We start from the raw sequence: 22,289 nt of genomic DNA on the forward strand, positions 1-22,289 counted from the left end.
CAACCAACTTGGAACATTGAACCTGAAACTATTTTTCTTCCCCTTCGGCCATTACGCCTTCAATATCCTCGCAATGCCACATCCGTGCCCGGCGGAAACTGGGCTTCTGGGTCGGTGTTCCGCTTGCTTTGGCCGCTAACGTTTTCTGAATCAGGCGGGCGCGTTCGGCCTGCATGGCATCGCGTTTGGCATCTTCGTCTTTCAGACTGAAATAGATTGCCCCATCGATCAGTGTGTATTCGGGCCGGGCGTAGATCGACAGTGGATGGGCGTTCCAGAGTACCAGATCGGCATCTTTGCCCACGTTGATGCTGCCAAGCCGGTTGTCTAAGTGCAGAAGTTTGGCCGGGTTGAGGGTCACCATTTTCCAGGCGTCTTCCTCCGTCATACCGCCATATTCGACGGTTTTGGCCGCTTCCTGATTCAACCGGCGGGCCATTTCTGCATCGTCGGAGTTGATAGATACCGTTACACCCTGTCGGTGCATGAGAGCCGCGTTATACGGAATAGCGTCTTTCACCTCCATCTTGTAGGCCCACCAATCGGCGAACGACGAGCCGCCCGCGCCATGCTTAGCCATCTTGTCGGCTAACTTGTACCCTTCCAGAATATGCGTGAACGTGTTCACTTTGAAGCCCAGCGAGTCGGCCACTTTCATCAGCATATTAATCTCCGACTGCACATACGAGTGGCAGGTAATGAACCGTTTGGCGGCCAGAATCTCCGCCAGCGCGTCGAGTTCGATGTCCCGGCGGGGCGCCACGGCCGTTGCTTTTTGTTTGGCGTTCAACTTGTTGTACGTCGCCCACCCTTTGGCGTACTCTTTAGCCCGCATGAAGTGGTCCATATACACCTGCTCCACACCCATGCGCGACTGCGGAAAACGCACCCGGTTGGCATCGCCCCAGTTGGCCTGTTTCACGTTCTCGCCGAGGGCAAACTTGATAAACCCATCGGCTCCATTGATGAGCAGCGCGTCCGGCGATTCGCCCCACTTCAGCTTAATGAGAGCCGACTGTCCACCAATGGCATTGGCCGAACCGTGCAGCAGTTGCGACGTTGTGACGCCACCGGCTAACTGCCGGTAAATATTGACGTCCTCGGAGTTCACCACATCGGCCATCCGCACCTCTGCCGTACTTGACTGCGAAGCCTCGTTGACCGACAGCAGGGCAATGTGCGAATGTTCGTCGATGATGCCGCTGGTGAGGTGCTTACCAGTGCCGTCGAGCACCTTCGTGTTAGCAGGAAGGGGCAGATTTTTACCCACTTTAGCAATTTTACCGCCCGTGATGAACACATCGGTGTTGGTCAGAATACCGTCTTTTTCGTTGGTCCAGACCGTTGCATTCCGAATCAGAATCGTCTCGGCTTTAGGCTTTTGGCCATTCCCCATGCCAACGAATGGATACATAACCACCGTTGATGAAGTCGCCGACGTCGATACGGCGCTGGTCGATCTGGCGGCAGTTAGTGCCGTTGATGAGATTGCCGACGTGGATACGGCCGACGTGGATACGGCCGACGTGGACACGGGTGCATCGCCGGTTCGGGTTGCCAACCAGGTGATGACTTTCCCATCCGGCGATTCGCCATCGCCTTTCATCGTTGTCGGCGACGTGCGGTAGCCTGTCAGGCGGGTTGTGCCACCCGGCCCAGGCTTTTTGTCCAATTGCACCTGCATCGAAATCAGGTCGCCACTAACGGCCACTTTGGGCGTTAGTTTGACGGTATCGGCCAGGATCTGGTACTCCGGTTTGTCCAGCGATTTTCCCGTGATGTTCAGTTTCAGATCGCTCCGGTCGGCGACCGTTAATTGCCAGGTGCCGCGCAGATCGGCAACGTCTTTGTTGGTAACGATGTATTGCCTGCCGCGAATCCAGTTTTCGTAGATCACGTTATCGGCGCTGAACAGATTGCCCGATGTAATGATGAAATTCGCCACCCGGCCTTTTTGCAGCGTGCCGACCTGATCGTCGGCTTTGATGAACCGGGCGGGAACGGTCGTCAGGCTCTCTAACGCTTTCTGCTCGGTCAATCCGTTTTCAACGGCTTTGCGAATGTTGGCCCAGAAATCGGCTTTGGTTTTCAGGCCCGCCGTCGTCAGCGCGAATGGAATATTGGCCCCGGCCAGCCGCCCGGCATTCATCGGCGCCATTTCCCAATGCTTCAGTTCCGAGAAGGCGACATTATCGGCATCCCAGGCATCTTCAACGTCGTAGGCGGGGGGATAATTGACCGGCACAATCAGCGGGGCACCCGTGGCCTTGATCTCGTCAAGGCGCTGGTATTCGTCGCCCGACCCTTTTATAATGTACTGAATGCCAAACTCATCCCCGATTTTGTCGGCCCGCAGGATACCCAGTTTATCGTTGGCCTCAAAGATGGCGGGCAGCGACTGGATTCGGTTCAGGGCCGCCAGCGACAGATTCGCCTGGTCTTTGCTGCCACCCCGTTTATACCAGTCGGCATCGTACAGGGCCTGGCGAATCAACGCCACCGACCCCATCATCGAGTTCGGGTAGGTCTGCCCCGACGAACCTTTGCTGAATGAATAGTGGGCTGTGGCGTCGGGTTTGAGCACGAGCGTATTCTCACGATCATCGGCGAGGGTGACGAGCGCGCCCGTCCCCCGAACGAGACCGTCGTGTGGATGCGTCAGCACAGTCCCAAACCCCAATTTACGGAGTTCATCGGCTTTGGCGGGCGTAGCTTTGAACACTAAATCCGCTTCATTTTCGGGTTGAATAGCCTGATTCCAGTAGTAGGCTCCTTTTTTGGTTGATTCATACTGCGGTGGCGCTCCGAATGGCCGGCGTTCCTGCCTGACCTCCGGCATCCCGTAATCCGAATCGATGTCGATGAGCGACGGGTAAATCCGTTTACCTGTCAAATCGGCAACGACAGTGCCAGCGGGCAGGCTGACGCTGGCGCCAACGGCTTCGATGCGGCCATCGCGGATAAGCAGCGTGGCCTTCTGCAGCGTCGTTTGGGGGTCAACGACAATCGTGGCATTGGTAAACGCATACAGGCCGGATCGTTCGTCGTAGACCCCATTTTGGGGGAAGGTTGTCTGAGCCACAGCCGAGCAGGTCAGGCTGGCCGCCAGCATGGCTGTCAGAAGATGTTTGGTCATGAACTTGATTGATGGTTGATGATTGGGGTTAACCGTCAAAAATACGCAAAAATAGCACGCCTTTCGGCATGTTTGCCAATGAAGATTTTGTCCGGCGGGGCATCGGCGGCTGTTCTGTTTTAGCGCTAAAAATCGTTTATTTGTCCCGTCTTAGTCTGGCAAATTCACGTACTCTACTATGCGTTTCGCTGCTTTCCTGATTAACTTTATGGGAGCCCTATCGGCAACTTTTGCACAGTCCCAGCCGAATTATGCGGATCAGCTCACCCGCGAACGGATCAACTACGCCAACCAGAATAATGTGAATCTCACCAGCAACACATTCACCCTATTTACCATCAAAGGCGAACCGGGCAAACTCCTGGGCGATCCGTATCTGGACACGACCTGGCAGGCGGGTAACGTGCGCTTTTACAACAAAGTCGGGACCTCGTTAACGACCGACTCTATTGCGGGCGTTCCGGTGCGGCTCGACCTGGTGGCGAACGAGGTAGAAATCCGAGCCGGGGCTACCGACATCAGGGCCGTAAAAGCTACGGCTGTTCGGTATGTCGATGTGAATAACCGGCTGGGAACGGTTAGCCGGTTCGTTAATGTGCACGACTACCAGGGCGATGCAGATAAATTGACGGGCTTTTTCGAGCAGTTTGTCACCGGGAAAGTCGATCTGCTTCAGCACCCGTCGGTCCATATCCTGAAGGCCAACTACAACGTGGCGATGAACGTTGGCACCAAAGATGATGAGCTGGTCAAAAAAATGGACTGGTACGTAGCCTGGAACAAAAAAGCCGTTAAGTTTTCGCCCGGCAAAAAAGCCGTGCTGGAGCTAATGGCCGACAAGAAAGACCAGATCGAAACCTTCCTGAAAACTGAAAAACCCGACCTGAAATCCCGGTCGGGCCTGATGGCGGTATTTTCGTATTACAACAGTCTTTGAGCACCTGCCTTACCAGCAGCCCGTCTAAAAGGCAGATGCTACCCCAGTTTTCTTTATCTTTGTGTAACGTGAGTTTGCTATGAGCAATAATGTCAGGTATCAGCAGGGGGTCATGGAAAAAGACCCGCGTAACATGACAGACCAGGAGTTTAGGGTCTGGCAACAGCAGTGCGACGAGAACGCCCGTACTTACTTGTTTTCCATTAATCAACCCTTAGTCTATATCCGGGAAGATGGGCATACAGTTGCCGAATACAAGGACGGCCATGTGCTTGTGATTCGATGAACATTTAGGTGATTGCGGGGCCGCCCGGTATCGGCAAGAGCACCAATGCCAAAAACTTCATTCCCCGCAAAACGCCGATCATTGATCAGGATTTAGCCGGTTATCAATACAAGAAACAGGGGTTTGCCGACTATCAGGATTTGGCCTCCTTAACCACCCAGCAGAAAACGAGGGACTATCTGTTTGCCAGAAAAAGCTTTGCTCTCGAATTGAATTTAGGTTTCCAATCCCACTATGAGTACCTACGATCCATTGCCGGGTTCGATCCTTCCAACTGGGTCCACCTGCTGCTTTTCTACACCGATAATCTTGCCCTTTGCATCGACCGGGCTAAGGTTCGGCATTTAAGTGGTGGCCATGAGGTCAGGCAGAACATTATTGAGGAAATGTATGCGAACACCTTTCCTTTTTGAGCAGAATAAAAACCTGTTCGCCAGTGTTCGACTGATTGATGTTCAAAACACGACGATGATTGAACCCAGCATGCGTAATGAAAACCTACCAGGATGGGTCATTACGAATAACTTACAGGCGTATTTACCACAGTGACGGGTCGTTAAACCCATTTTGTACTGACGATTTCCCGATAACTTTGCGTTAGATTACCAGTCTGTCTCTGTTTTCGCTAACCTGCTGCAGTACCTTTCGCTTATGAAACGTCTACTTTATAGTGCCCTCCTGGCCTTACTTCTATCGTGCAGCGATAGCAACACGGCTCCCGTACTTCCTCTGGAGTTTCAGGGATTTGATGGCAGCCGGATGTTGGTCGTTACCCCGTTGGGTGCACTGAAAATCAAGCTGAATCAGTCTGTCAACTGGCGGAGTACGGGCGGAACAGTAGCCCAGGGGCAAAACGACACGCTGACCTATACGGCCCCCGCAACGGCTGGTTTTCAGCAAGTTGTGATTAAACGTCCGGGCAATTCGGCGGATAGCCTTGTGCTTAACATTGCCGTTACACCCAGCGCGGCCCTGTTCAAATTGCTCCAGGGGGGCAACCACAGCCTCATTTTCCGTCATGCCGCTGCCGACGTAGGGGCTGACCAGCTTTCCAGCTCGACAATTCCTGACTGGTGGAAGTCCTGCGATTCGAAACTGGCCCGCCAATTGAATAGCCAGGGCCTGAGTGATGCAGCCGCTATAGGCAAAACCCTCAAACGGCTCCAACTGCCTGTTGGCCGGCTTATTTCCAGCGAATATTGCCGGGCCTTTACCAGTGCCGAAAAGCTGGAAACGGGCTTGCCCATTCAGCAAGTTAAGGAGTTGAACCTGAGTGTTTCCGACGAAACCAAACGCTGCGAGAACACGCTGAAACTGGCTGCGAATCAGCCATTAGATGCAAAAAACACGGTTTTCATTACCCATACCGGTCTGCTTGCCAGCCAGTCTGACTGCAATGCACTGAACCAGTTGCAATGGGGCGATGCGGCTGTGTTTTCGGTGAAGGCGGATAAAACGATCAGTTTTATGGGCTTCATCCGGGTTAAAGACTGGACGGATTTGGGTAAGTAAAGCGACGCGTTTGACCACTAAATAATGAAGAGAATAGTCGTAACCGGTTCATCAGGGCAATTAGGAAATGTAATCGTTAACCTCCTGAAACAGCAGGGCTACCGGGTTACCGGAATCGATGTCGTTGAGAGTGAAACGACGGACGAAACCGTTGATATTCGCCATGCCGAAGCGGTGCTGGCGGTTACCAGGTCTGTTGACGCCATCATCCACACAGCAGCCATTCATGGCAAACAGTACGCATTGAATTATCCGAGAGAAGAATTTATCCAAACGAATATTAATGGAACGTTCAATCTGTTAAATGCCTGCGTGAAAAATGGGATTTCTAAATTCCTCTATACAAGTACGACGTCAATCTATGGCAATGCCTTAGTTGGTGATAAACAAGCCGTTTGGGTAACCGAAAACCTCACACCTGACCCAAGAGATATTTACGACATCACCAAGCTTACCGCCGAATTACTGTGCCGGGATTATTTTGAAAAAGAAGCCATCGAAACGACTGTTTTACGGGTTTCACGATTTTTACCCGAAACAGACAACCTCAAAGCCCTACACCGGCTCTATAGAGGCCTGGCCGAAGAAGATGGGGCCATTGCCCACTTGTTAGCGCTTCAAACGCATTTTGACCGGTTTGAAATCTTCAATATTTCCAATCAAAGTCCATTCACCGAACGTGACTTAATTGGGTTATATGCAAATCCTAAACAGGTCATCACGTCCTATTACCCAACGGCTGAGGAAGTTTTTGCCCGTAAGCATTGGCTGTTTCCCGAAAAAATTGACCGGGTTTACGTCATTGATAAGGCCAAAAACCTGCTTGGTTATCAGCCGAAGCAAAATTTCGACACCTTTCTCCATTAACTCTTCCAGTCAAGCTGAATTTTGCGGCCCGTGTCGGCGGCCTGCAGAATGGCCTCAATCAATTTCATGTCTTTCCAGCCCTCTTCGCCTGAGGCTTCGGGTTTGCTTTTGGTGCGGATGGCCTGGACAAACGCGTCCATCTGAGCAATTTGCTGGAAGTTAGGGGAAGGAACATCCATTAGCCCTTTACTGGTAATGCCCTGTGCGCCCGTTGCGTTGAAGGCTGGTTCAAGTTTGAACCAGCCGCGTTCGCAGGTGGCGTAGAGCCGGTCGACGTAGGACGAATACGTGGTGCTGCAATGGGCGACGGTACCCCCCGGAAACTCGAACTGCCAGAAAACCGTCTCGTGAATATCTTTGAAATGAACCTTGTCGAAGGTGAACGCCTGGGCTGTCACGCTGACGGGGTCCAGCCCGAGGGTTCGGCGGGCACCCTGAATGGCATAAACGCCTAAATCCATGATGGCCCCGCCCCCACCGATTTTCTTATCTAACCGCCACGAATTTGGGCCCGGCACGGTGAATCCTAATCCTGACTCAATCACTTTCACGTGCCCAAATGTTTTCTCGGCGGCTAACCGGCGCATTTCCAGATGGTGCGGCTCAAAATACAGCCGGTAGCCCACCGACAACTGCACACCCGCTTTTTCGCAGGCCGTCATCATTTGCCGGGCTTCGGCGGGATTCATGGCCATCGGTTTCTCGCAGATGACGTGCTTACCCGCCTGAGCCGCCCGAATGCTGTATTCGGCATGGAGGAAATTAGGCAACACGATGTAAATGATGTCAATGTCGGGGTTATTCCGAATCTGGTCGAAGGTCTGGTAATTGTAGATGTTCCTGGCCGGGATCGTATATTTTTCAGCCCAGGTTTTGGCCTTATCGGGCGATCCCGTCACAATGCCCGCAAGGTAACAGTTTTGGGTTTCGAGCAATGCCGGAGCCAGTTGGTTGGTGGCGTAGTTGCCTAAGCCGACCAGGGCGATGCCTACTTTTTTGGGCGCGGGTTGCCCGACGATGATGCCCGGTTGGGTTAACAGCCCGCCAACTGTGGCAGACATAACTTTTAAGGAATCCCGTCGGGAAATAAGAGCGGACATCGGCGCTAAAGGTTTCGTTCAACCCACAAAAGATAACAAAAAAGACAGCCCGTTGCATAGATCAGGCTGTCTGATAACATAAATTAGTCCAGAATTTTCAACTCAACCAAACCCTACTCCCCAGGCGGTGCCGACACCGTCGTTTGACTTTGTCGGGATGCGCGGTCCGGCGACCCTGCCTCACCGCTCGCACTGCCTTCCCCGCGTGGCCGCCGGCGTTTTTTCCGGCGTTTGGCTTTATCCGCTCCGTCGGTCTGGGTAGATTGTGCCACAGGCGTAACCGTGCCTGGCAGAGAAGCATCAGCCACGGGTGCGCCTTCCAGGCGGGGCTGCCGATCGGCATCGCGGTCGTTGCGGGGCTGATCACGGCGAGTCTCCCGCTGTTCGGCAGTGGCATTATCCGGGCGACGCTGTGCGTCTCCACGGCCAGGGCTGTCTCCACGGGAGGAATTGCCACGCCCACCATCGCGGCCACCTCTACCTGAACCACCCGCTCCACGAGGGCCACCTTTGCCCCGCAGGCCACTGAACCGTTTTGGGTCGAACACGGGCGATTTGCCCATGCCCAGTTCTTCGGTAATTGACCGTTTTTCAACGTCGCGCTCAATCAGCCGCTCAATACTGACGATGCGGTTCTGGTCCTGATCGCTGATAAAGGTGATGGCCGTGCCGGTTGTAGCCGCCCGCGCTGTGCGGCCAATCCGGTGAACGTAATCTTCGGCATCGCGCGGAATGTCGTAGTTGACTACGTGCGTCAGGTTGTCGATGTCGATGCCCCGCGACAGCACATCGGTAGCGACTAAAATGGGGAAGGCTTTATTTTTGAAGTCACGCAGAACAACCTCGCGGTCGTCCTGCTCCAAATCGGAGCTGATACCACGGGCTTCGTAGCCGAGTTTGCTCAGGGCACGCACAATGCCGTTTACTTCCGACTTCCGCGAGGTAAACAGCACCATGCTCAGTACCGGCTTTGTGCTGGTTTCTATCAGATGAGACAGCAGGGGAAGTTTCTGGTTATCGAAGGCTAAGTAAAACTGCTGGTCGATACCGGCAGCCGGTTTGGAAACCGCCAGGCGTATCTCTTCGGGGTCGATCAGAATCCGCTTCGAGAATTCCCGGATTTTATTGGGCATTGTCGCCGAGAAAAGCAGCGTTTGCCGTTTGGCCGGAATTTTATCGACGATGTTCAGGATGTCGTCGGAAAAGCCCATATCGAGCATTTTGTCGGCCTCATCGAGCACTAAATAGTCAATTTTGTCGAACTTGACATAGCCAAGCTGCATGTGAGCAATGAGCCGCCCCGGCGTGGCGATGATAATGTCGGCCCCGGTTTCCAGGGCTTTGCGCTGCTTGTCCCAGTCGTCGCCTTTACCCCCGCCGTAGATGGCGATGCTGTTGGCCTGTACGAAATAGCCGAAGCCTTCCACCTGCTCGTCAATCTGTTTGGCCAGTTCACGGGTGGGCACCAGAATGAGCGTGCTGGTATGGTCGTGGTCGGCGTGGGAGATTCGGTCGAGAAGCGGAATCAGGTAAGCCGCCGTTTTGCCGGTGCCGGTCTGGGCACTGGCAATGAGGTCTTTACCGTCGAGAATTTTGGGGATGGCCAGTTCCTGAATGGGCGTAGCCTTCAGGTAGTTCATGGCGTCCACGCCAGCCAACAGGTCGTCGTGGAGGTTAAATTCGGAAAATGTCAAGGTAACAGCGTAATGAAAGTGAAAAACCGCTGACCTTAATTTCCCGGTCAGCAAACCGTCGCAAATCCTGCGCGACTCCGAGACGAACCGTCGCATCGGCGAACCGTCGCATCGGCGAACCGTTTGATTTGGAAACAAATATACCGAAAAACAGGGATTTATTCAGTATGTTATCTTCCTAATTCCCTTTGCCCGGATAGCCGCTCCGCTCCAGCGCAGTCTACTACCAGCAGTATTTTATTAACTCATTCATTATCAGCAATATAATAACTCGATGCAACGCCAATACAACCTGCGAATTAACTCACATAGACCGATGAAACGCCGGATTAAACTACTACTCACCGCCCCGATGATTCGTTTAATCAGCCTGTTTGGTTTGCTGCTTCCGGCTATTTGGGCGGCAATCTCCCCAGTAATGGCCCCTAAGCCAGCCGCCCCCATTCGGACGGGGGCTGACCAGACGAACCTCTACCTGCCTTACCTTACCGGTAAACGTGTGGGCATGGTGGTCAACCAAACGTCCATCATCGGCACCCGGCCCAGCGTGGACAGTTTGCTGAGCCGGGGCGTTCAGATTGTGAAACTATTTGGGCCGGAACACGGGTTCCGGGGCAATGCCAGCAACGGCGCCAAAGTGGCCGACGAAGGCGATGCAAAAACTGGTATCCCGGTCATTTCGTTGTACGGTAAACATAAAAAACCGTCGCGGGAGCAATTGGCCGACGTGGACTTGCTGATTTATGACATTCAGGATGTGGGTGCCCGCTTTTACACCTACATCAACACCTTAGATAATGTGATGGAAGCCTGCGCCGAACACAAGAAGGAGTTGCTGATTCTGGACCGGCCCAACCCCAATGGCTACGTTGTCGACGGCCCTATTCTGGAGGATCACCTGCGATCGGGTATTGGCATGCACCGGATTCCCATTACCCACGGAATGACCATTGCCGAATTCGCGCAACTCATCAACGGGGCAGGGTGGCTGCCTAACCGGGCCACCTGTAAGCTGCGGATTATCAAGGTGGCGAACTACACCCACGATAGGGCTTACCCACTGCCGGTTATGCCTTCGCCCAACCTCAACACGCAACAATCAGTGTTGCTTTACCCCAGCATCTGCTTGTTTGAGGGCACCATACTGAGTCAGGGGCGAGGCACCTACATGCCGTTCACGGTGCTGGGGGCACCCGCTTTCAAGGGAAAATATACGTTTTCGTTTCGGCCCGTGAGTTTAAAAGGGATGAGCGAAACGCCACTTCATCAGGATACGGACTGCTATGGCCTCGACCTGCGGCAGTATGATATAACCAAACTCCGCAAAACGAAACAACTAAATCTGGGGTGGCTGATGGAATTATACAAAGCCTACCCTGATAAAGATCGCTTTTTCGATAGCAGTCAAAGCAAACAGATGGGCAACTTCGACAAGCTGGCGGGCACCGAAACCCTTAAACGACAGATCATCGCAGGCGCGTCTGAAGCCGAGATTCGCCGAAGCTGGGAGCCGGACCTGTCGGCGTTCAAAACGCTCCGCAAACGGTATCTGCTCTATCCGTGATTAACCGGTCGGGATGACAGGTCGGCAAGGAGTTCAACCAATTACTTCACGGCCTTCTCCTGCCGGTGAAAAATTTTGCTGACGATTTGCCAGCGACCGTCGATCAGCAACAGGTTGAAATAATCAATAAACCGGAACGTCGGGCAGTCGGATTCGACACGGGCCTGGGCCGCTCTGCCCGTTATTTCGCGGTGGGCGATGCGCGTGGTCCGCTGGATAGTCTTGCCCGCCCCAGCTTTGGCCCGGTTCAGGTAATCGGCGATGGGAACGCCTTCGAACTGGCCGGTGGCTCCATCAATGTAGTTCATGGACGCGCTGGGATGAAAGGCCCGAATCAGCCGGGTCGTATCGCCGTTGGTGCCACCCTCGAGGTAATCGCGTAAGGTGGCGTCGAGGGCGATTTCGGCGTCGGTTGCGGGCAGCGGCTCGGTGAGTGGTTGATAAAAACGAATGTCCCGCAACTCAGCCGGGGCCGGGCCAGTTGCCCAACGGCTGGTCCGGCTGCACTGCCCGGCAAGCCGAACAAATAGCGCCATGTATGCTGCCCAATCTATTGATGCTGTACTTGCATGATGACCTGCCTGATTGTCGACGACGAACCCTTAGCGGTGCATCTGCTGACCGACCATGTGGCACAGGTGCCGTTTCTGGATTTAGTGTGCCAGTGCCATCACGCGCTCGACGCGCTGCTGTTTATCCAGAAGCAGGCCGTCGATTTGCTGTTTCTGGATATTAATATGCCCAGGCTGACGGGCATGGACTTAACCGACCTGGCTCCCGCCACAACCGGGCTGATTTTTACGACAGCCTACTCCGACTATGCCGTGCGGAGCTACGAGAAAAACGCCATCGACTACCTGCTGAAACCCATCACGTTCGAGCGATTTTTGCGGGCGGCTACCAAAGCGCATGACCTCCACACGACCAGCCTGGTTCCCACCCTACAGCCGGGCAAAATGCCGGACCAACCGGTGTTATTTGTGAAGAGCGGCCGTAGTTTAGTCCGGCTCGATTACGGGCAGGTGTTGTACATCGAAGGCCTAAAGGATTACGTTACCTTCCACACCGACACCGGCCCCGTGATTGTTCACAAACGCCTGCGCGACCTGGAGCAAACGCTGCCGACGACCTTCCACCGGATTCATTATTCGCACATTATCAACCTCACCAAAGTGCAGAAGATTGAGGACAACCATGTTCACATTGGGCCGGCTCGTCTTTCCATCAGCGACACCTACCGGCAGGCGTTTCTGCACCGGCTGAGTTCGTTGATTGGTTAAAGTACATAAACCTGTCAACGTTAAAAATCTGCCTGACAGGGCCGTTTTCAACGCCTGGATATACGCAGGTTTCGTGTCTATGGTTAACAACATAATCCCCGCTTCGCTACGTCTATGTACCGTGAATTCGGGATTAAATCTATTGTTGTTCATCCTGTTAAGTGCCGTAGTGCGTACTAATTACGGTCTGCTTTGGCTACAACCATTGGATCGCTACGCGATCAATCTAAGCTGGTCTATGGGGCTATTGTCTATACTCCGGTCATCCCCGCTCCGGCGGCCCGGTTCGGGATTAGTTGACACTGGCGTAACATCTGTTTAGTAGTTCTGTCCTGAAAATACCTTTTTTAACCAGCCGATTTTTACTGATTAAGCGATGCCTTCATCCCGACGAAAATTTCTCCAGCAATCTTCCCAGTTAGCCGCCGGTTTGGGCCTAACATCGACTCTCCCAGGCAGCAAAACTGCCACAATTCAGCAGTCGATGGCCCCATCCGACACGGTCAACATAGCCCTGATTGGGGTCAACAGCATGGGCTGGGCCGATTTAACCGCCATGCTCAAAACGCCGGGGGTTGTCTGCACGGCCCTGTGCGACGTAGATAGCAACGTACTTAACAAACGAGCGGCTGAGCTGGAAAAGCGCACGGGCAAACGGGCGACGTTGTATAGCGACTTTCGGAAGGTACTGGACGACAAAACCATCAACGCCGTGATTGTGGGCACACCCGACCACTGGCATTGTTTGCCAACGGTACTGGCCTGTCAGGCAGGTAAGGATGTGTATGTCGAAAAACCGTTGGCCAACTCCATCGAAGAGTGCGACCTGATGGTGGCCGCAGCCAAACAATACAATCGAATTGTGCAGGTAGGGCAATGGCAGCGCAGTGGCGACCACTGGAAAGCCGCACTGGAGTATGTAAAGTCGGGGCAGATTGGCCGCATCCGTTCGGTGAAAACCTGGGCGTTCATGGGCTATGGCAAAGATTTTCCCGTTCGGCCCGACGAGCCGGTCCCGGCAGGCGTCGATTATGACCGGTGGCTTGGCCCGGCTCCGCAACGGCCCTTTAACCGCAACCGCTTTCACGGCAGTTTCCGCTATTTCTGGGATTATGCCGGGGGGCTAATGACCGATTGGGGCGCTCACATGATTGACATGGCCCTGTGGGGTATGAACGTAACGGCCCCACACGCGGTAGTAGCAACCGGCGGCAAGTACGGCTTTCCCGACCACGCCAGCGAAACGCCCGACACCATGCAGGTCGTTTATGATTATGGTACCTTTTCGGTGCTCTGGGAACAGTCGCTGGGAACCATCCGGGGGCCGTATGACCGCGACCACGGCGTGGCGTTCATCGGCAATCTGGGCACGGTCGTTATTGACCGGAGCAAGTGGGAGGTGCTGCCCGAAGTAGACGGAAACCGCTATCTGACACCGGCCATGCCCACCCAACGCGGCAACGGCAACGATTTGGACAACCATACCCGTAATTTTATCGAGTGTATCCGCTCCCGACAGCCGCCGAACTGCCCCGCCGACGTTGGGCGCAACGTTGCCCTCCACGCGCATTTAGGCAATATTGCCTACCGAACGGGGCAGAAATTAGTTTGGGATGCGGGGCAGAACAGTATTGTCGGCAACGCACCGGCGCAGCAACTGACTAAAGCCCACTACCGGGCGCCCTGGTCGCTGCCGCGTCTGCCGTGAGTGTCTTCGATTAATTCTTCGCCACTCCCTTCACCTGCCCGATGCCGAACTGATCGCTTGCTGCTACGGCTTTGCCGTTACTAAACTGGATTTCAATCGCACCGGCGACCCGGCATTTTTTCGCTCTGAACGCTATTGTACTGCTGATCTTCCAGGGTAGCGACGATCGTTCGGGTCTTCACGTTAATTACGTCACCGGTTGAGGGATAGGCGTATTTACCATCTACACTAAAGGTAATCCAGCCCGGCATATCCCGCACCAGAATCGACGTTTTCTGCACGAGTACTGGGGCAGCTATGCCGTTTTACTTCACCGATGTTGAATCCTTCGACAACGACGCGATGAAGGAATTTGCCGCTCACAAGGTCGCCGATTTCGAACCCAAGCAAGCCATTCACATTCACGTAAACGAGTGCCTGAGCGCCGTTAATGGTAAAGGGTCGAATGTCTGCCCCAAACGGGACAACCTGCTTCGTAACTGTATGGGTTTTGGCGTCGGCCACATTGAGCAGGGTGGATTTAAGCCCGGCCAGATACACGTAGTTTCCATCGGGGATACTGAGATGCGGTCTACGCCCCCCTCGTATTGTTTTTCCCACAGGCGTTTTTCGGCATTGATGTCGATGCACTGAAGGGCTTCGAGCGTGCTGATGTCGATGCAGTTAGTAGCCAGACTCACGTCAATTCCTTTTACATTCGAGGGTTTTCCGTCGTTGCGAAGCCCTCCCGTTTTTATGAACTTTACGAACCGGTGTCCTTTATCAATATCGAAGACCTGAATGCCATGCCCGCCATAGCCTGAATAGTTCCGAACGCCCGGCGTTGCTACATACAGATAGCGTTGTACTTTCGGGGCGGGTTTCGCAACATTTACGGCGGGGTTGTGTCTGGAAGCGCCTACCCAGGCGGTTGCTGTTGTCAGGAATAAGCCGCTGACAAGTAAAAAAAGAGGTTCGGTTTAGATTTCATTGCTCACGTTCCTATCAAATTGCTCTATGCTAAAGTACGTTTCTCTTGCGGCCCTACTCTTTGGTTCCAGCTCACTGCGCCTGCTCTACGCCCAAACGAACGCGCCCACTTCGTTAGATGACACGCTCCAACTCAATGAAGTTGTTGTGCGGGGGTATGCTACCAACCGAAGGCTGCTGGAAACGGCGGCTTCGGTTGGGCTGCTTACGCGCCGGGAGTTGAACCAGCGGTTTGGTACGCCAACGCTTGTGCCCGCGCTCAACACACTGCCGGGCGTGCGGGCCGACGAGCGGTCGCCGGGGAGTTACCGGCTGGCGATTCGGGGCAGCGCCATTCGTTCGCCGTTTGGCGTGCGGAACATCAAAGCGTACTGGAACGAACTCCCACTCACCGACGCGGGCGGCAATACGCCGTTGAATGCGCTGGATGTGCGGGCGTTAGGCCGTATTGAAGTGATTAAAGGCCCATCGGGAAGTTTATACGGGGCCGGAACGGGTGGCACTGTTTTATTCAGTGGTCTGGCGGTTCCGGCCGGAAAAACCAGTGTCGAGGTGTCGGCGTTGGGTGGCAGTTATGGGCTGTTCGGCAATGGCATTTCGCTGCAGACGGGAAAGAACAATTCAGCCATTGCTCTCAATTACAACCATTTGCAAAGCAGCGGCTACCGCGATCATAGCGCCCTGGTGCGCGACAATCTGAGCCTGACAGGCTCCTTTACGGTCAGTCCCAAACGGACGGTGTCGGTGCTGGGTTTCTACTCCGATTTGCACTACCAAACGCCCGGCGGCCTCAACAGCGCCCAGTTCCAGGCGAACCCGCGCGGCTCTCGCCCGGCCACCCCTACCCTGCCTGGCAGCGCCGACCAGCAGGCGGGCATCTATCAGAAACTTGGCTACCTCGGCCTCTCGCACGAATACCGCTGGAGCGACCGGTTTCAGAACACAACGGTCATTTACGGCTCCCTCACCGACTTTGCCAATCCGTTCATTACCAACTACGAAAAACGCGCCGACCAGGGCCTTGGGGGACGAACGATTACGCAAATCCGGTTCCCCAACGGCCCGCTGCCCACCACCGTGACGGTCGGGGGCGAGTTGCTGCGGAATTTCACCATCGTCCGTAACTTCGGCAACCGGCGCGGCATTGCCGATACCATCCAGACCGACGAGGAACTCACTGCCCGGCAATCGACGCTGTTTTTACAGGCCGAAAGCGAATTGCCCGGCCGCTTCCGACTGACGGCGGGCCTGAGCCGGAATGATGTTCGGTACGGGTTCACGCGCTTTCCGACGCGGGCGTTGGGCGCCCTGCCAGCCGAACTCCTGACCCGGAATTTTTCGCCGGTCTGGTTGCCACGAGTGGCCCTGCTCCGAACCTTTGGGCAAAACGTATCGGCTTTCGCGAGCATCAGCACGGGCTATTCGGCTCCATCGAGCCAGGAGGTGCGCCCATCGGCGGGGGGCTTCAACACAACCCTCAATCCCGAACGCGGCACGAGTTATGAGATTGGTCTGCGGGGGTCGGCAGTTAACAGTCGACTGCGATTCGATGTGTCGGTTTATCAGTTTCAACTGCGCGAAACCATCGTTCGGCGGTCCGATGCAGCCGGGGCCGAATTCTTCGTGAACGCGGGCCGAACGGACCAGCGCGGCCTGGAAGCGCAGCTTTCCTTCGATTTCATTGCCCCGGCTGCAATGACAGCCCGTGCATCCTCTGCCTTTTCGCTCCTACGCTTCTGGAACAGCCTGACGCTGACCGATTTCCGCTTTCGCGACTACCAGCAGGGCACCGTCGACCTGTCGAATAACCGGGTACCGGGTGTGGCCCCAATTACCTGGGTAACGGGTCTCGACGCCGAAACCCAGGTCGGGTTATACGCCCACGTAACCTACCAGTTTCTGAATCCATTTCCGCTCAACGACGCCAACACCGTCGTGGCTGACCCAACGCGACTTCTGCAGGCCACCGTCGGTTTTCGTAGACGTCTAAGTGAACAGTGGGCCCTCGACGTGTATGCCAGTGGCGACAATCTACTGAACCAAACCTATTCGCTGGGCTACGACCTGAACGCGCTGGGTAATCGGTATTACAACGCGTCGCCAGCCCGAAATGGCCTGGCAGGCGTGCGGCTGAAACTTATGTGGTGAGACCACCCCCAACCCCTGACCCGTCGGACCAGTACTGGTGGTAAAAAAAATAACACAAACATCTTATCAACGTCCACCCGTACAGTTCGAACGCTAAACGACGTTTATGCTCCAGAAGTTAATTACGGCCACAGGTCGCGTGTACTCATTCATCATGTCGCTCCTTATCGCTGCGATTCTGGGCGTTACGACCTGGGCGTTCTGGGGACTTTATGAGGATGTTCAGCTACAGGGAAAATTTGTAAAGGAAGGACAGCTTGTTTCTATAACCGTTGACCGGGCTGAACATGAGCAGCGGACCTGGCGGGATGTCCTGAGCAACAGCGCCTACCTGACCTTTCGGTATCAGGGTAAAGACTACACGAGCCGGTTCGTGACGGACACAGCCTATGTCGGCAACGGCGACCGGGTTCAGTTACTGTATCATCCGGCTTACGATGCGTTCCGGCAACCCCATGATGAGGTCCATTTCGACCAGTCTACCCGGAAATCGCGGCTGATCGGGTGGACAACCGTGCGGGCGTTCAGTGATGAAAATCGCCTGCTACTGCTGTGCTTACTTCTTTCCACCGCGTCTTTTTTCTTTATTTCCGGGGTTATCGTGACCATCATTCCGATACCGTTTCTTCAGGACATAGCCCGGCTTGCCCTTCTCCTTGCGCTCGCTATCGCGGCTGTTTTCTTTACCTATGACACCTATCAGTATTTCCAGTATTTCCAGCACCTGAAAACAAGCGGGCAACAGGTGACGGTCCGGGTTCTGGATACGGACCGGCGGACGCACGGGAGAGGCTCCGGTAGTACACACTGGTACGACTACGAAGCAACGATTGGATACCGGCAGCAGGAGCGTGTGATTCCCATCAGCGAGGCTGATTATGAAACTCTGAAGCCCAACGATACCCTGAAAGCGTATTATGACGAATCCGTGAACGACTTCATGTCCGTCACGTATCGACCCGACTATTGGCTTGTGATCGTACCTGCCTTTTTTCTGCTGATTACCCTTCTGTTAATCCGATCCGGATTTATCAGCCAAAAACACTAACAAGTTCCAGGTTTGCCGGTCAGTCCCCTCATCATTCATCATTCATCATCCCTTGCTCACCGTCTCAAACCTCACTAAAGCCTACACCGGCCACGTCGTTTTGACGGTGCCGGACCTGCACCTGTCGCCGGGCATTCACTATTTTCGGGGGAGCAACGGCTCCGGCAAAACAACCTTTTTTCGGACTGTAGCGGGTCTGCTGCCGTTTTCAGGGGAGATTTTGCTGGATAGGCAACACGAGATCAGCCGTGATCCGGTAGCGTATCGGCTGCGGGTCAACTATGCCGAAGCGGAGCCGTTATACCCCTCGTTCCTGACCGCCCGCGACCTGGCTGGGTTCGTGGGCAAGGCCAAAAAATCGCCCACCGGACAAGTTGATGTGCTGGCCGAAACGCTGGGCGTAAACGCCTTCTGGACCCAGCCGACGGGCCAGTTTTCGAGCGGGATGCTCAAGAAATTATCTCTGCTGCTGGCCCTCCTCGGAACACCCCGACTTGTTCTGCTGGATGAACCTCTGACCACGTTAGACGTAGCCACAGCCGCCCGGTTATTTGAGTACATCCGGCAACTCCGCACCAACCACGACGTTTCGTTTCTGCTGACAACCCATCAGGACGTGAGCCTGACGGGGTTATCGCTAACGGGCATCTGGCAGGTAGTCAATGGTGTAATCACGCCCACAACCTGAGTCCATTCCATGCTGCCTGTTCTCAACCGAATCTTCGTTCGCCAGTTTTACGCCCAAAATGCCGGAACGTTTCTGGTTATCATCCTGCTGGCGTTTGGTTTCCTCAGCGCCGTTGAACACCGGGCGTTGATTACGGCTGCACTTGGCTCACCCCTTCTGCTGACTATCGTGTTCATGCTGTGGGGGCTATACCTGCTGAAAACCAGCGCCTTTGTCTGGCAGCAACTAACTGCGCCGGAGCATTTGTTTCTGCAAAGCTTCTGGCTTGTGCCAGTCACAAAACGATGGACCTTGTGGCTGGCCCTGCAAACGGCGTTGTTATTTCCCGTTATCGCCTACGCGGGCTGGATGGTACAGATAGCCACGAGCTACCAGAAATGGGATTCGCTCAGTGCCATCGGGGGGGTTATTCTGGCCCTGACTGGCGCTGGTGCAGCCCTGGCCGATTACCGCTTACGGCACCCCAGCCCCGACTCACTCCGGCTGCCGCACGTTAGCGTCAGGTTACCCTACGAGTTGTTCTTTCCAGTGTACTGGCTGCGGCACGAACCCCTCTCCTTTGTGCTGACAAAAGCCTTTTCGGGCCTGCTGCTGGCGGGCGTTTGCCGACTCTACCCCACCGACGACTACGACCAGCGGTTGCTGCTCATTGGGCTGTTGCTGGCCGTGCTGGGCCATTCGCAGGTGGGTGGGCAAGTGAGCGCCTTCGAGCGGCAGTACCTGCTTATTCTGCCCAATTTACCCTTATCCGGGCTACAGCGTTTCGGTCGGTATGCCCTCACCTACGGCCTGCTCTGGCTACCCGAACTGGTCATTTTACTCCGCAACTACCCACCCGAAATCCAGCTTGATTACGTTGGCTGGCTTTGGCTAACGGGCTGGGGCTACCTGCTGCTCCTGCACGGCCTTGCCTACAGACCTGACCTCCTGCCCGAACGCTGGCTGTCGGGTGTGTTAGCCAGTTTCATTGGGGGGCTATTGCTCATTATGTTTGGCCTGCCGGTGGGGGCCTGGTTAAGCATGGGTTGGCTGGGAGCCATTGCCCTGGCCTTGCGGAGAAGTGTATAAACAGGCAACTGCCCAGAAAGGCTGCTCCTTGTTTTCGGCATTCTAAGTCAGCTTATCCTACCAATAGGCCGAATAAAGCAATAGAAAACAACGATCGTTTCTCAGAAATCAGGTAGTATTGATGCTGGATTTATTCCCTATGTGCCAGTGCTGCCCATCGAGTATCGAACGATAATTGGCAAACCAAATGCTTACCATACACATCGACGAAAAAGACCCCGCCCTGCTGGCCGTGCGTTTTCCTGAAGACCCTGTGGGGAATGACTTACTGCGCGAAGTGCCGGGTCGTCGGTGGAGCTATTCGCGCCGTTGCTGGCTTATTCCCAACACCCGCCGGGCCGTCGTGCAGGTGGGCAAACTCTTTGGTAAAGCCTACTGCCGCTTCGATGAAGCCATCGTGCGGCTCTACAAACCCAACGCCACCGCTACCGAAATCGGGCAGGCAACCCACCCGGCATGGCCCCCGGCGCATAAACCGCAAAGCCCAAAACCGTTTCGGTATGCCCCACCCCTGACCGACTATGACAAACACCCCGCCGTCGTCGCCCTCTGCAACAAGCTGCGTGTGCTGAACTACAGTATCAAAACCCTCAGAAATTACAAACAAGCCATCATTGCCCTGATTCGGTATGCCGACCCAAAACCACTTGACGCGCTGACCAAAGCCCACTACCAGAACTACCTGCTGTTTCTGATGGACAGAAAACGGCTCAGCAGTTCCACGATCAACGTCCACATCAACGCCTATAAATTCTACCAGGAAAAAATCCTGGAGCGCGACAAAACGTTTTATGACGTTGACCTTTCCCGCACACCCACAAAACTACCAACGGTTTACAGCGTAGCCGAAGTGAAGGCCATTTTCAGTGCCACCACCAGTCTAAAATACCGCACTCTGTTTCAGGTCGTTTATGCCACCGGCCTGCGGCTCGATGAGGTGGCCCACCTTCGGCTTGTCGATATTGACCGAACCCGCAACCTAATCACCGTTAAGGCTGGGAAAGGCAAAAAAGACCGGGTGGTGATGCTCACCGAAAAACTACGTGCTTATCTTGATGACTATTTGCGCCAGTACAGGCCCAACACATTCCTGTTTGAGAACGCTGAAAACCAGGAGCCTGTAGCCAATCGCACGATTCAGTTCGTGTATAGCGAAACTGTTCGCTTTGCCAGCATTCAGAAACGGGGCGGCATCCACACGCTGCGCCATAGCTTTGCGACGCACCTGCTCGAAGCGGGCACCGATATTCGCTATATTCAGCAACTGCTGGGCCACGAGAGCATCCTGACCACCATGCGCTACACCCACGTCAGCGCCGACAAAATCAGCACCCTCAAAAGCCCGCTGGATAATCTGTAGGAACGTGCCGCCGGAGCATCGGGCGCAGTTGTGACAGGCTGTAAAATTTGCTTTTCAGCGTATAGCCCTGCGTGTACCGTTTCATGCACCGCCGATTGCGCCGAATGTCTCCCCGCTTAGTGATTCGGTACAATTCACTATCACCCCCAAAGAAGTAGTCTGGGTATCCTTCGATGTCCCAAACCCGTTGTATGGAACGTTGTATATACCGTTTAGTCAATTCGTTAATTGATAATTTGGAACTGTTCGGGCGAACGTGTTCCTTTAGTCCAAAACTAACGTGCCAGTCAGTATTTAGACAATCACGGAATCAAAAGTAACTGATACCCTGGAAAATGTAGTTCTGCGCTGTTGCGTACAATACCTTGTTGGGTGCATAGCACAAGTATAAAAAAAGCGTGTATTCGGTCGCTCCGGCGACAGGTCGCACGTCCCGACAGGTGGGCTTTTGGGTCTCCATCTCCGGGTCGCTTGCGACAACGTGAACGCCCCGGTTGGGCCAGTTGAAACGTGAGTTTTCTGCCTTTTGGCCGACAAGCCAAACGCCTGAGTTGGCGGTCTTTGACAGGCGGGGCCGGGTTGCGGACGACACAGGCAACGCCCCGGTTCTTGCGGCCTGACAGAAGCGGATTGGTGCGTTGTTGAGCTTCGCCCGATGGCGTAAAAAATCGGACTGTACGTTGTGTTCGCTCCGCGTGGGCGGGCTTCCGCTGACAAGATGCACGTCCCGCAGGAGACTTTGCAGCCCAACCAGGAAAGGGTGTAAAGGTGGCAAGTACATTTGTTTTAGTGAGCTGACTCGGACACCATCAGCCCTTTCGGGCGTTGGGTGGAACATACAAGCATAAAAAAATACTCGTTTGCCGGGTCCCCTGCGACAAGGCGCACGTCCCGACAGGAAGCTCAAAAGTGAGTTAGGCAGGT

At 54.5% G+C, this 22,289-nt stretch carries 21 protein-coding genes; 14 read left to right on the forward strand and 7 right to left on the reverse strand.

Going from position 1 to position 22,289, the window contains the following annotated elements; translation table 11 throughout:
* Window positions 1-28: 28 nt before the first annotated feature.
* Window positions 29-3,136, reverse strand: a complete 3,108-nt coding sequence (locus ACYVI1_RS02290; RefSeq protein ID WP_460906269.1) for an amidohydrolase family protein — start codon at window positions 3,134-3,136, stop codon at window positions 29-31.
* A gap of 178 nt (window positions 3,137-3,314) precedes the next feature.
* On the opposite strand from ACYVI1_RS02290, the gene ACYVI1_RS02295 reads away from it, so the two are divergent.
* The 5 genes from ACYVI1_RS02295 to ACYVI1_RS02315 all read left to right on the forward strand — a co-directional run bounded on the left by ACYVI1_RS02295 (window position 3,315) and on the right by ACYVI1_RS02315 (window position 6,738).
* Window positions 3,315-4,073, forward strand: coding sequence for a hypothetical protein (locus tag ACYVI1_RS02295; RefSeq protein WP_460906271.1), 759 nt, complete (start codon window positions 3,315-3,317; stop codon window positions 4,071-4,073).
* Window positions 4,074-4,152: 79 nt separating this feature from the next.
* The gene (locus ACYVI1_RS02300) at window positions 4,153-4,359 is read left to right on the forward strand and encodes a hypothetical protein (RefSeq protein ID WP_460906273.1); all 207 of its coding nucleotides are present in this window, start codon (window positions 4,153-4,155) and stop codon (window positions 4,357-4,359) included.
* A gap of 8 nt (window positions 4,360-4,367) precedes the next feature.
* Window positions 4,368-4,772 (forward strand): hypothetical protein, encoded by a 405-nt coding sequence (locus tag ACYVI1_RS02305; protein WP_460906275.1) that lies wholly within the window; start codon window positions 4,368-4,370, stop codon window positions 4,770-4,772.
* 238 nt (window positions 4,773-5,010) lie between these two features.
* On the forward strand, window positions 5,011-5,871 hold the full coding sequence (locus tag ACYVI1_RS02310) for a histidine phosphatase family protein (protein ID WP_460906277.1): 861 nt from the start codon (window positions 5,011-5,013) through the stop codon (window positions 5,869-5,871).
* Window positions 5,872-5,895: 24 nt separating this feature from the next.
* Window positions 5,896-6,738, forward strand: coding sequence for an NAD-dependent epimerase/dehydratase family protein (locus ACYVI1_RS02315; protein WP_460906279.1), 843 nt, complete (start codon window positions 5,896-5,898; stop codon window positions 6,736-6,738).
* Here ACYVI1_RS02315 and ACYVI1_RS02320 read toward each other — a convergent pair.
* Window positions 6,735-7,799: a Gfo/Idh/MocA family protein gene (locus ACYVI1_RS02320; RefSeq protein ID WP_460906281.1), complete on the reverse strand. Its 1,065-nt coding sequence runs from the start codon at window positions 7,797-7,799 to the stop codon at window positions 6,735-6,737. The genes ACYVI1_RS02315 and ACYVI1_RS02320 overlap by 4 nt on opposite strands.
* A 152-nt stretch (window positions 7,800-7,951) precedes the next feature.
* A complete protein-coding gene (locus ACYVI1_RS02325; RefSeq protein ID WP_460906309.1) occupies window positions 7,952-9,478 on the reverse strand; it encodes a DEAD/DEAH box helicase in 1,527 nt (508 codons plus the stop codon).
* A 370-nt stretch (window positions 9,479-9,848) separates the two neighbouring features.
* On the opposite strand from ACYVI1_RS02325, the gene ACYVI1_RS02330 reads away from it, so the two are divergent.
* Window positions 9,849-11,096 (forward strand): exo-beta-N-acetylmuramidase NamZ family protein, encoded by a 1,248-nt coding sequence (locus tag ACYVI1_RS02330; RefSeq protein WP_460906283.1) that lies wholly within the window; start codon window positions 9,849-9,851, stop codon window positions 11,094-11,096.
* A gap of 41 nt (window positions 11,097-11,137) precedes the next feature.
* Here ACYVI1_RS02330 and ACYVI1_RS02335 read toward each other — a convergent pair whose 3' ends face one another.
* On the reverse strand, window positions 11,138-11,632 hold the full coding sequence (locus ACYVI1_RS02335; protein WP_460906285.1) for a nuclear transport factor 2 family protein: 495 nt from the start codon (window positions 11,630-11,632) through the stop codon (window positions 11,138-11,140).
* 33 nt (window positions 11,633-11,665) lie between these two features.
* Between ACYVI1_RS02335 and ACYVI1_RS02340 the strand changes: the two genes are divergently transcribed.
* Both ACYVI1_RS02340 and ACYVI1_RS02345 read left to right on the forward strand, forming a co-directional pair.
* Entirely contained in the window at window positions 11,666-12,376 is a 711-nt protein-coding gene (locus ACYVI1_RS02340; protein WP_460906287.1) for a LytR/AlgR family response regulator transcription factor, read from the forward strand.
* Between the two features lie 376 nt (window positions 12,377-12,752).
* Entirely contained in the window at window positions 12,753-14,084 is a 1,332-nt protein-coding gene (locus tag ACYVI1_RS02345; RefSeq protein WP_460906289.1) for a Gfo/Idh/MocA family protein, read from the forward strand.
* Window positions 14,085-14,176: 92 nt separating this feature from the next.
* Here the strand turns inward: ACYVI1_RS02345 and ACYVI1_RS02350 are convergent, their stop codons facing one another.
* Window positions 14,177-14,365, reverse strand: a complete 189-nt coding sequence (locus ACYVI1_RS02350) for a hypothetical protein (protein WP_460906291.1) — start codon at window positions 14,363-14,365, stop codon at window positions 14,177-14,179.
* A gap of 16 nt (window positions 14,366-14,381) precedes the next feature.
* On the opposite strand from ACYVI1_RS02350, the gene ACYVI1_RS02355 reads away from it, so the two are divergent.
* The 6 genes from ACYVI1_RS02355 to ACYVI1_RS02380 all read left to right on the forward strand — a co-directional run bounded on the left by ACYVI1_RS02355 (window position 14,382) and on the right by ACYVI1_RS02380 (window position 21,365).
* The gene (locus tag ACYVI1_RS02355; protein ID WP_460906293.1) at window positions 14,382-14,717 is read left to right on the forward strand and encodes a hypothetical protein; all 336 of its coding nucleotides are present in this window, start codon (window positions 14,382-14,384) and stop codon (window positions 14,715-14,717) included.
* A 363-nt stretch (window positions 14,718-15,080) separates the two neighbouring features.
* On the forward strand, window positions 15,081-17,201 hold the full coding sequence (locus ACYVI1_RS02360) for a TonB-dependent receptor (RefSeq protein ID WP_460906295.1): 2,121 nt from the start codon (window positions 15,081-15,083) through the stop codon (window positions 17,199-17,201).
* Window positions 17,202-17,307: 106 nt separating this feature from the next.
* Window positions 17,308-18,249 carry a hypothetical protein gene (locus ACYVI1_RS02365; RefSeq protein ID WP_460906297.1) on the forward strand — a complete coding sequence of 314 codons (942 nt, stop codon included), beginning with the start codon at window positions 17,308-17,310 and terminating at the stop codon, window positions 18,247-18,249.
* Between the two features lie 52 nt (window positions 18,250-18,301).
* On the forward strand, window positions 18,302-18,937 hold the full coding sequence (locus tag ACYVI1_RS02370) for an ABC transporter ATP-binding protein (protein WP_460906299.1): 636 nt from the start codon (window positions 18,302-18,304) through the stop codon (window positions 18,935-18,937).
* Between the two features lie 9 nt (window positions 18,938-18,946).
* Complete coding sequence (locus ACYVI1_RS02375; RefSeq protein ID WP_460906301.1) at window positions 18,947-20,005, forward strand: hypothetical protein; 1,059 nt, start codon at window positions 18,947-18,949, stop codon at window positions 20,003-20,005.
* 187 nt (window positions 20,006-20,192) lie between these two features.
* Entirely contained in the window at window positions 20,193-21,365 is a 1,173-nt protein-coding gene (locus ACYVI1_RS02380) for a tyrosine-type recombinase/integrase (RefSeq protein ID WP_460906303.1), read from the forward strand.
* Here ACYVI1_RS02380 and ACYVI1_RS02385 read toward each other — a convergent pair.
* The gene (locus tag ACYVI1_RS02385) at window positions 21,340-21,585 is read right to left on the reverse strand and encodes a hypothetical protein (RefSeq protein ID WP_460906305.1); all 246 of its coding nucleotides are present in this window, start codon (window positions 21,583-21,585) and stop codon (window positions 21,340-21,342) included. The genes ACYVI1_RS02380 and ACYVI1_RS02385 overlap by 26 nt on opposite strands.
* Before the next feature lie 90 nt (window positions 21,586-21,675).
* The gene (locus ACYVI1_RS02390) at window positions 21,676-22,140 is read right to left on the reverse strand and encodes a hypothetical protein (RefSeq protein WP_460906307.1); all 465 of its coding nucleotides are present in this window, start codon (window positions 22,138-22,140) and stop codon (window positions 21,676-21,678) included.
* Window positions 22,141-22,289: the final 149 nt, after the last annotated feature.

Source organism: Spirosoma areae (assembly GCF_054781775.1).

Coding starts and splice junctions, on each gene's coding strand:
- ACYVI1_RS02290 (WP_460906269.1), bottom strand. CDS start 3,136: ATGACCAAACATCTTCTGACAGCCATGCTGGCGGCCAGCCTGACCTGC.
- ACYVI1_RS02295 (WP_460906271.1), top strand. CDS start 3,315: ATGCGTTTCGCTGCTTTCCTGATTAACTTTATGGGAGCCCTATCGGCA.
- ACYVI1_RS02300 (WP_460906273.1), top strand. CDS start 4,153: ATGAGCAATAATGTCAGGTATCAGCAGGGGGTCATGGAAAAAGACCCG.
- ACYVI1_RS02310 (WP_460906277.1), top strand. CDS start 5,011: ATGAAACGTCTACTTTATAGTGCCCTCCTGGCCTTACTTCTATCGTGC.
- ACYVI1_RS02315 (WP_460906279.1), top strand. CDS start 5,896: ATGAAGAGAATAGTCGTAACCGGTTCATCAGGGCAATTAGGAAATGTA.
- ACYVI1_RS02320 (WP_460906281.1), bottom strand. CDS start 7,799: ATGTCTGCCACAGTTGGCGGGCTGTTAACCCAACCGGGCATCATCGTC.
- ACYVI1_RS02325 (WP_460906309.1), bottom strand. CDS start 9,478: ATGAACTACCTGAAGGCTACGCCCATTCAGGAACTGGCCATCCCCAAA.
- ACYVI1_RS02330 (WP_460906283.1), top strand. CDS start 9,849: ATGAAACGCCGGATTAAACTACTACTCACCGCCCCGATGATTCGTTTA.
- ACYVI1_RS02335 (WP_460906285.1), bottom strand. CDS start 11,632: ATGGCGCTATTTGTTCGGCTTGCCGGGCAGTGCAGCCGGACCAGCCGT.
- ACYVI1_RS02340 (WP_460906287.1), top strand. CDS start 11,666: ATGATGACCTGCCTGATTGTCGACGACGAACCCTTAGCGGTGCATCTG.
- ACYVI1_RS02345 (WP_460906289.1), top strand. CDS start 12,753: ATGCCTTCATCCCGACGAAAATTTCTCCAGCAATCTTCCCAGTTAGCC.
- ACYVI1_RS02355 (WP_460906293.1), top strand. CDS start 14,382: ATGCCGTTTTACTTCACCGATGTTGAATCCTTCGACAACGACGCGATG.
- ACYVI1_RS02360 (WP_460906295.1), top strand. CDS start 15,081: ATGCTAAAGTACGTTTCTCTTGCGGCCCTACTCTTTGGTTCCAGCTCA.
- ACYVI1_RS02365 (WP_460906297.1), top strand. CDS start 17,308: ATGCTCCAGAAGTTAATTACGGCCACAGGTCGCGTGTACTCATTCATC.
- ACYVI1_RS02375 (WP_460906301.1), top strand. CDS start 18,947: ATGCTGCCTGTTCTCAACCGAATCTTCGTTCGCCAGTTTTACGCCCAA.
- ACYVI1_RS02380 (WP_460906303.1), top strand. CDS start 20,193: ATGCTTACCATACACATCGACGAAAAAGACCCCGCCCTGCTGGCCGTG.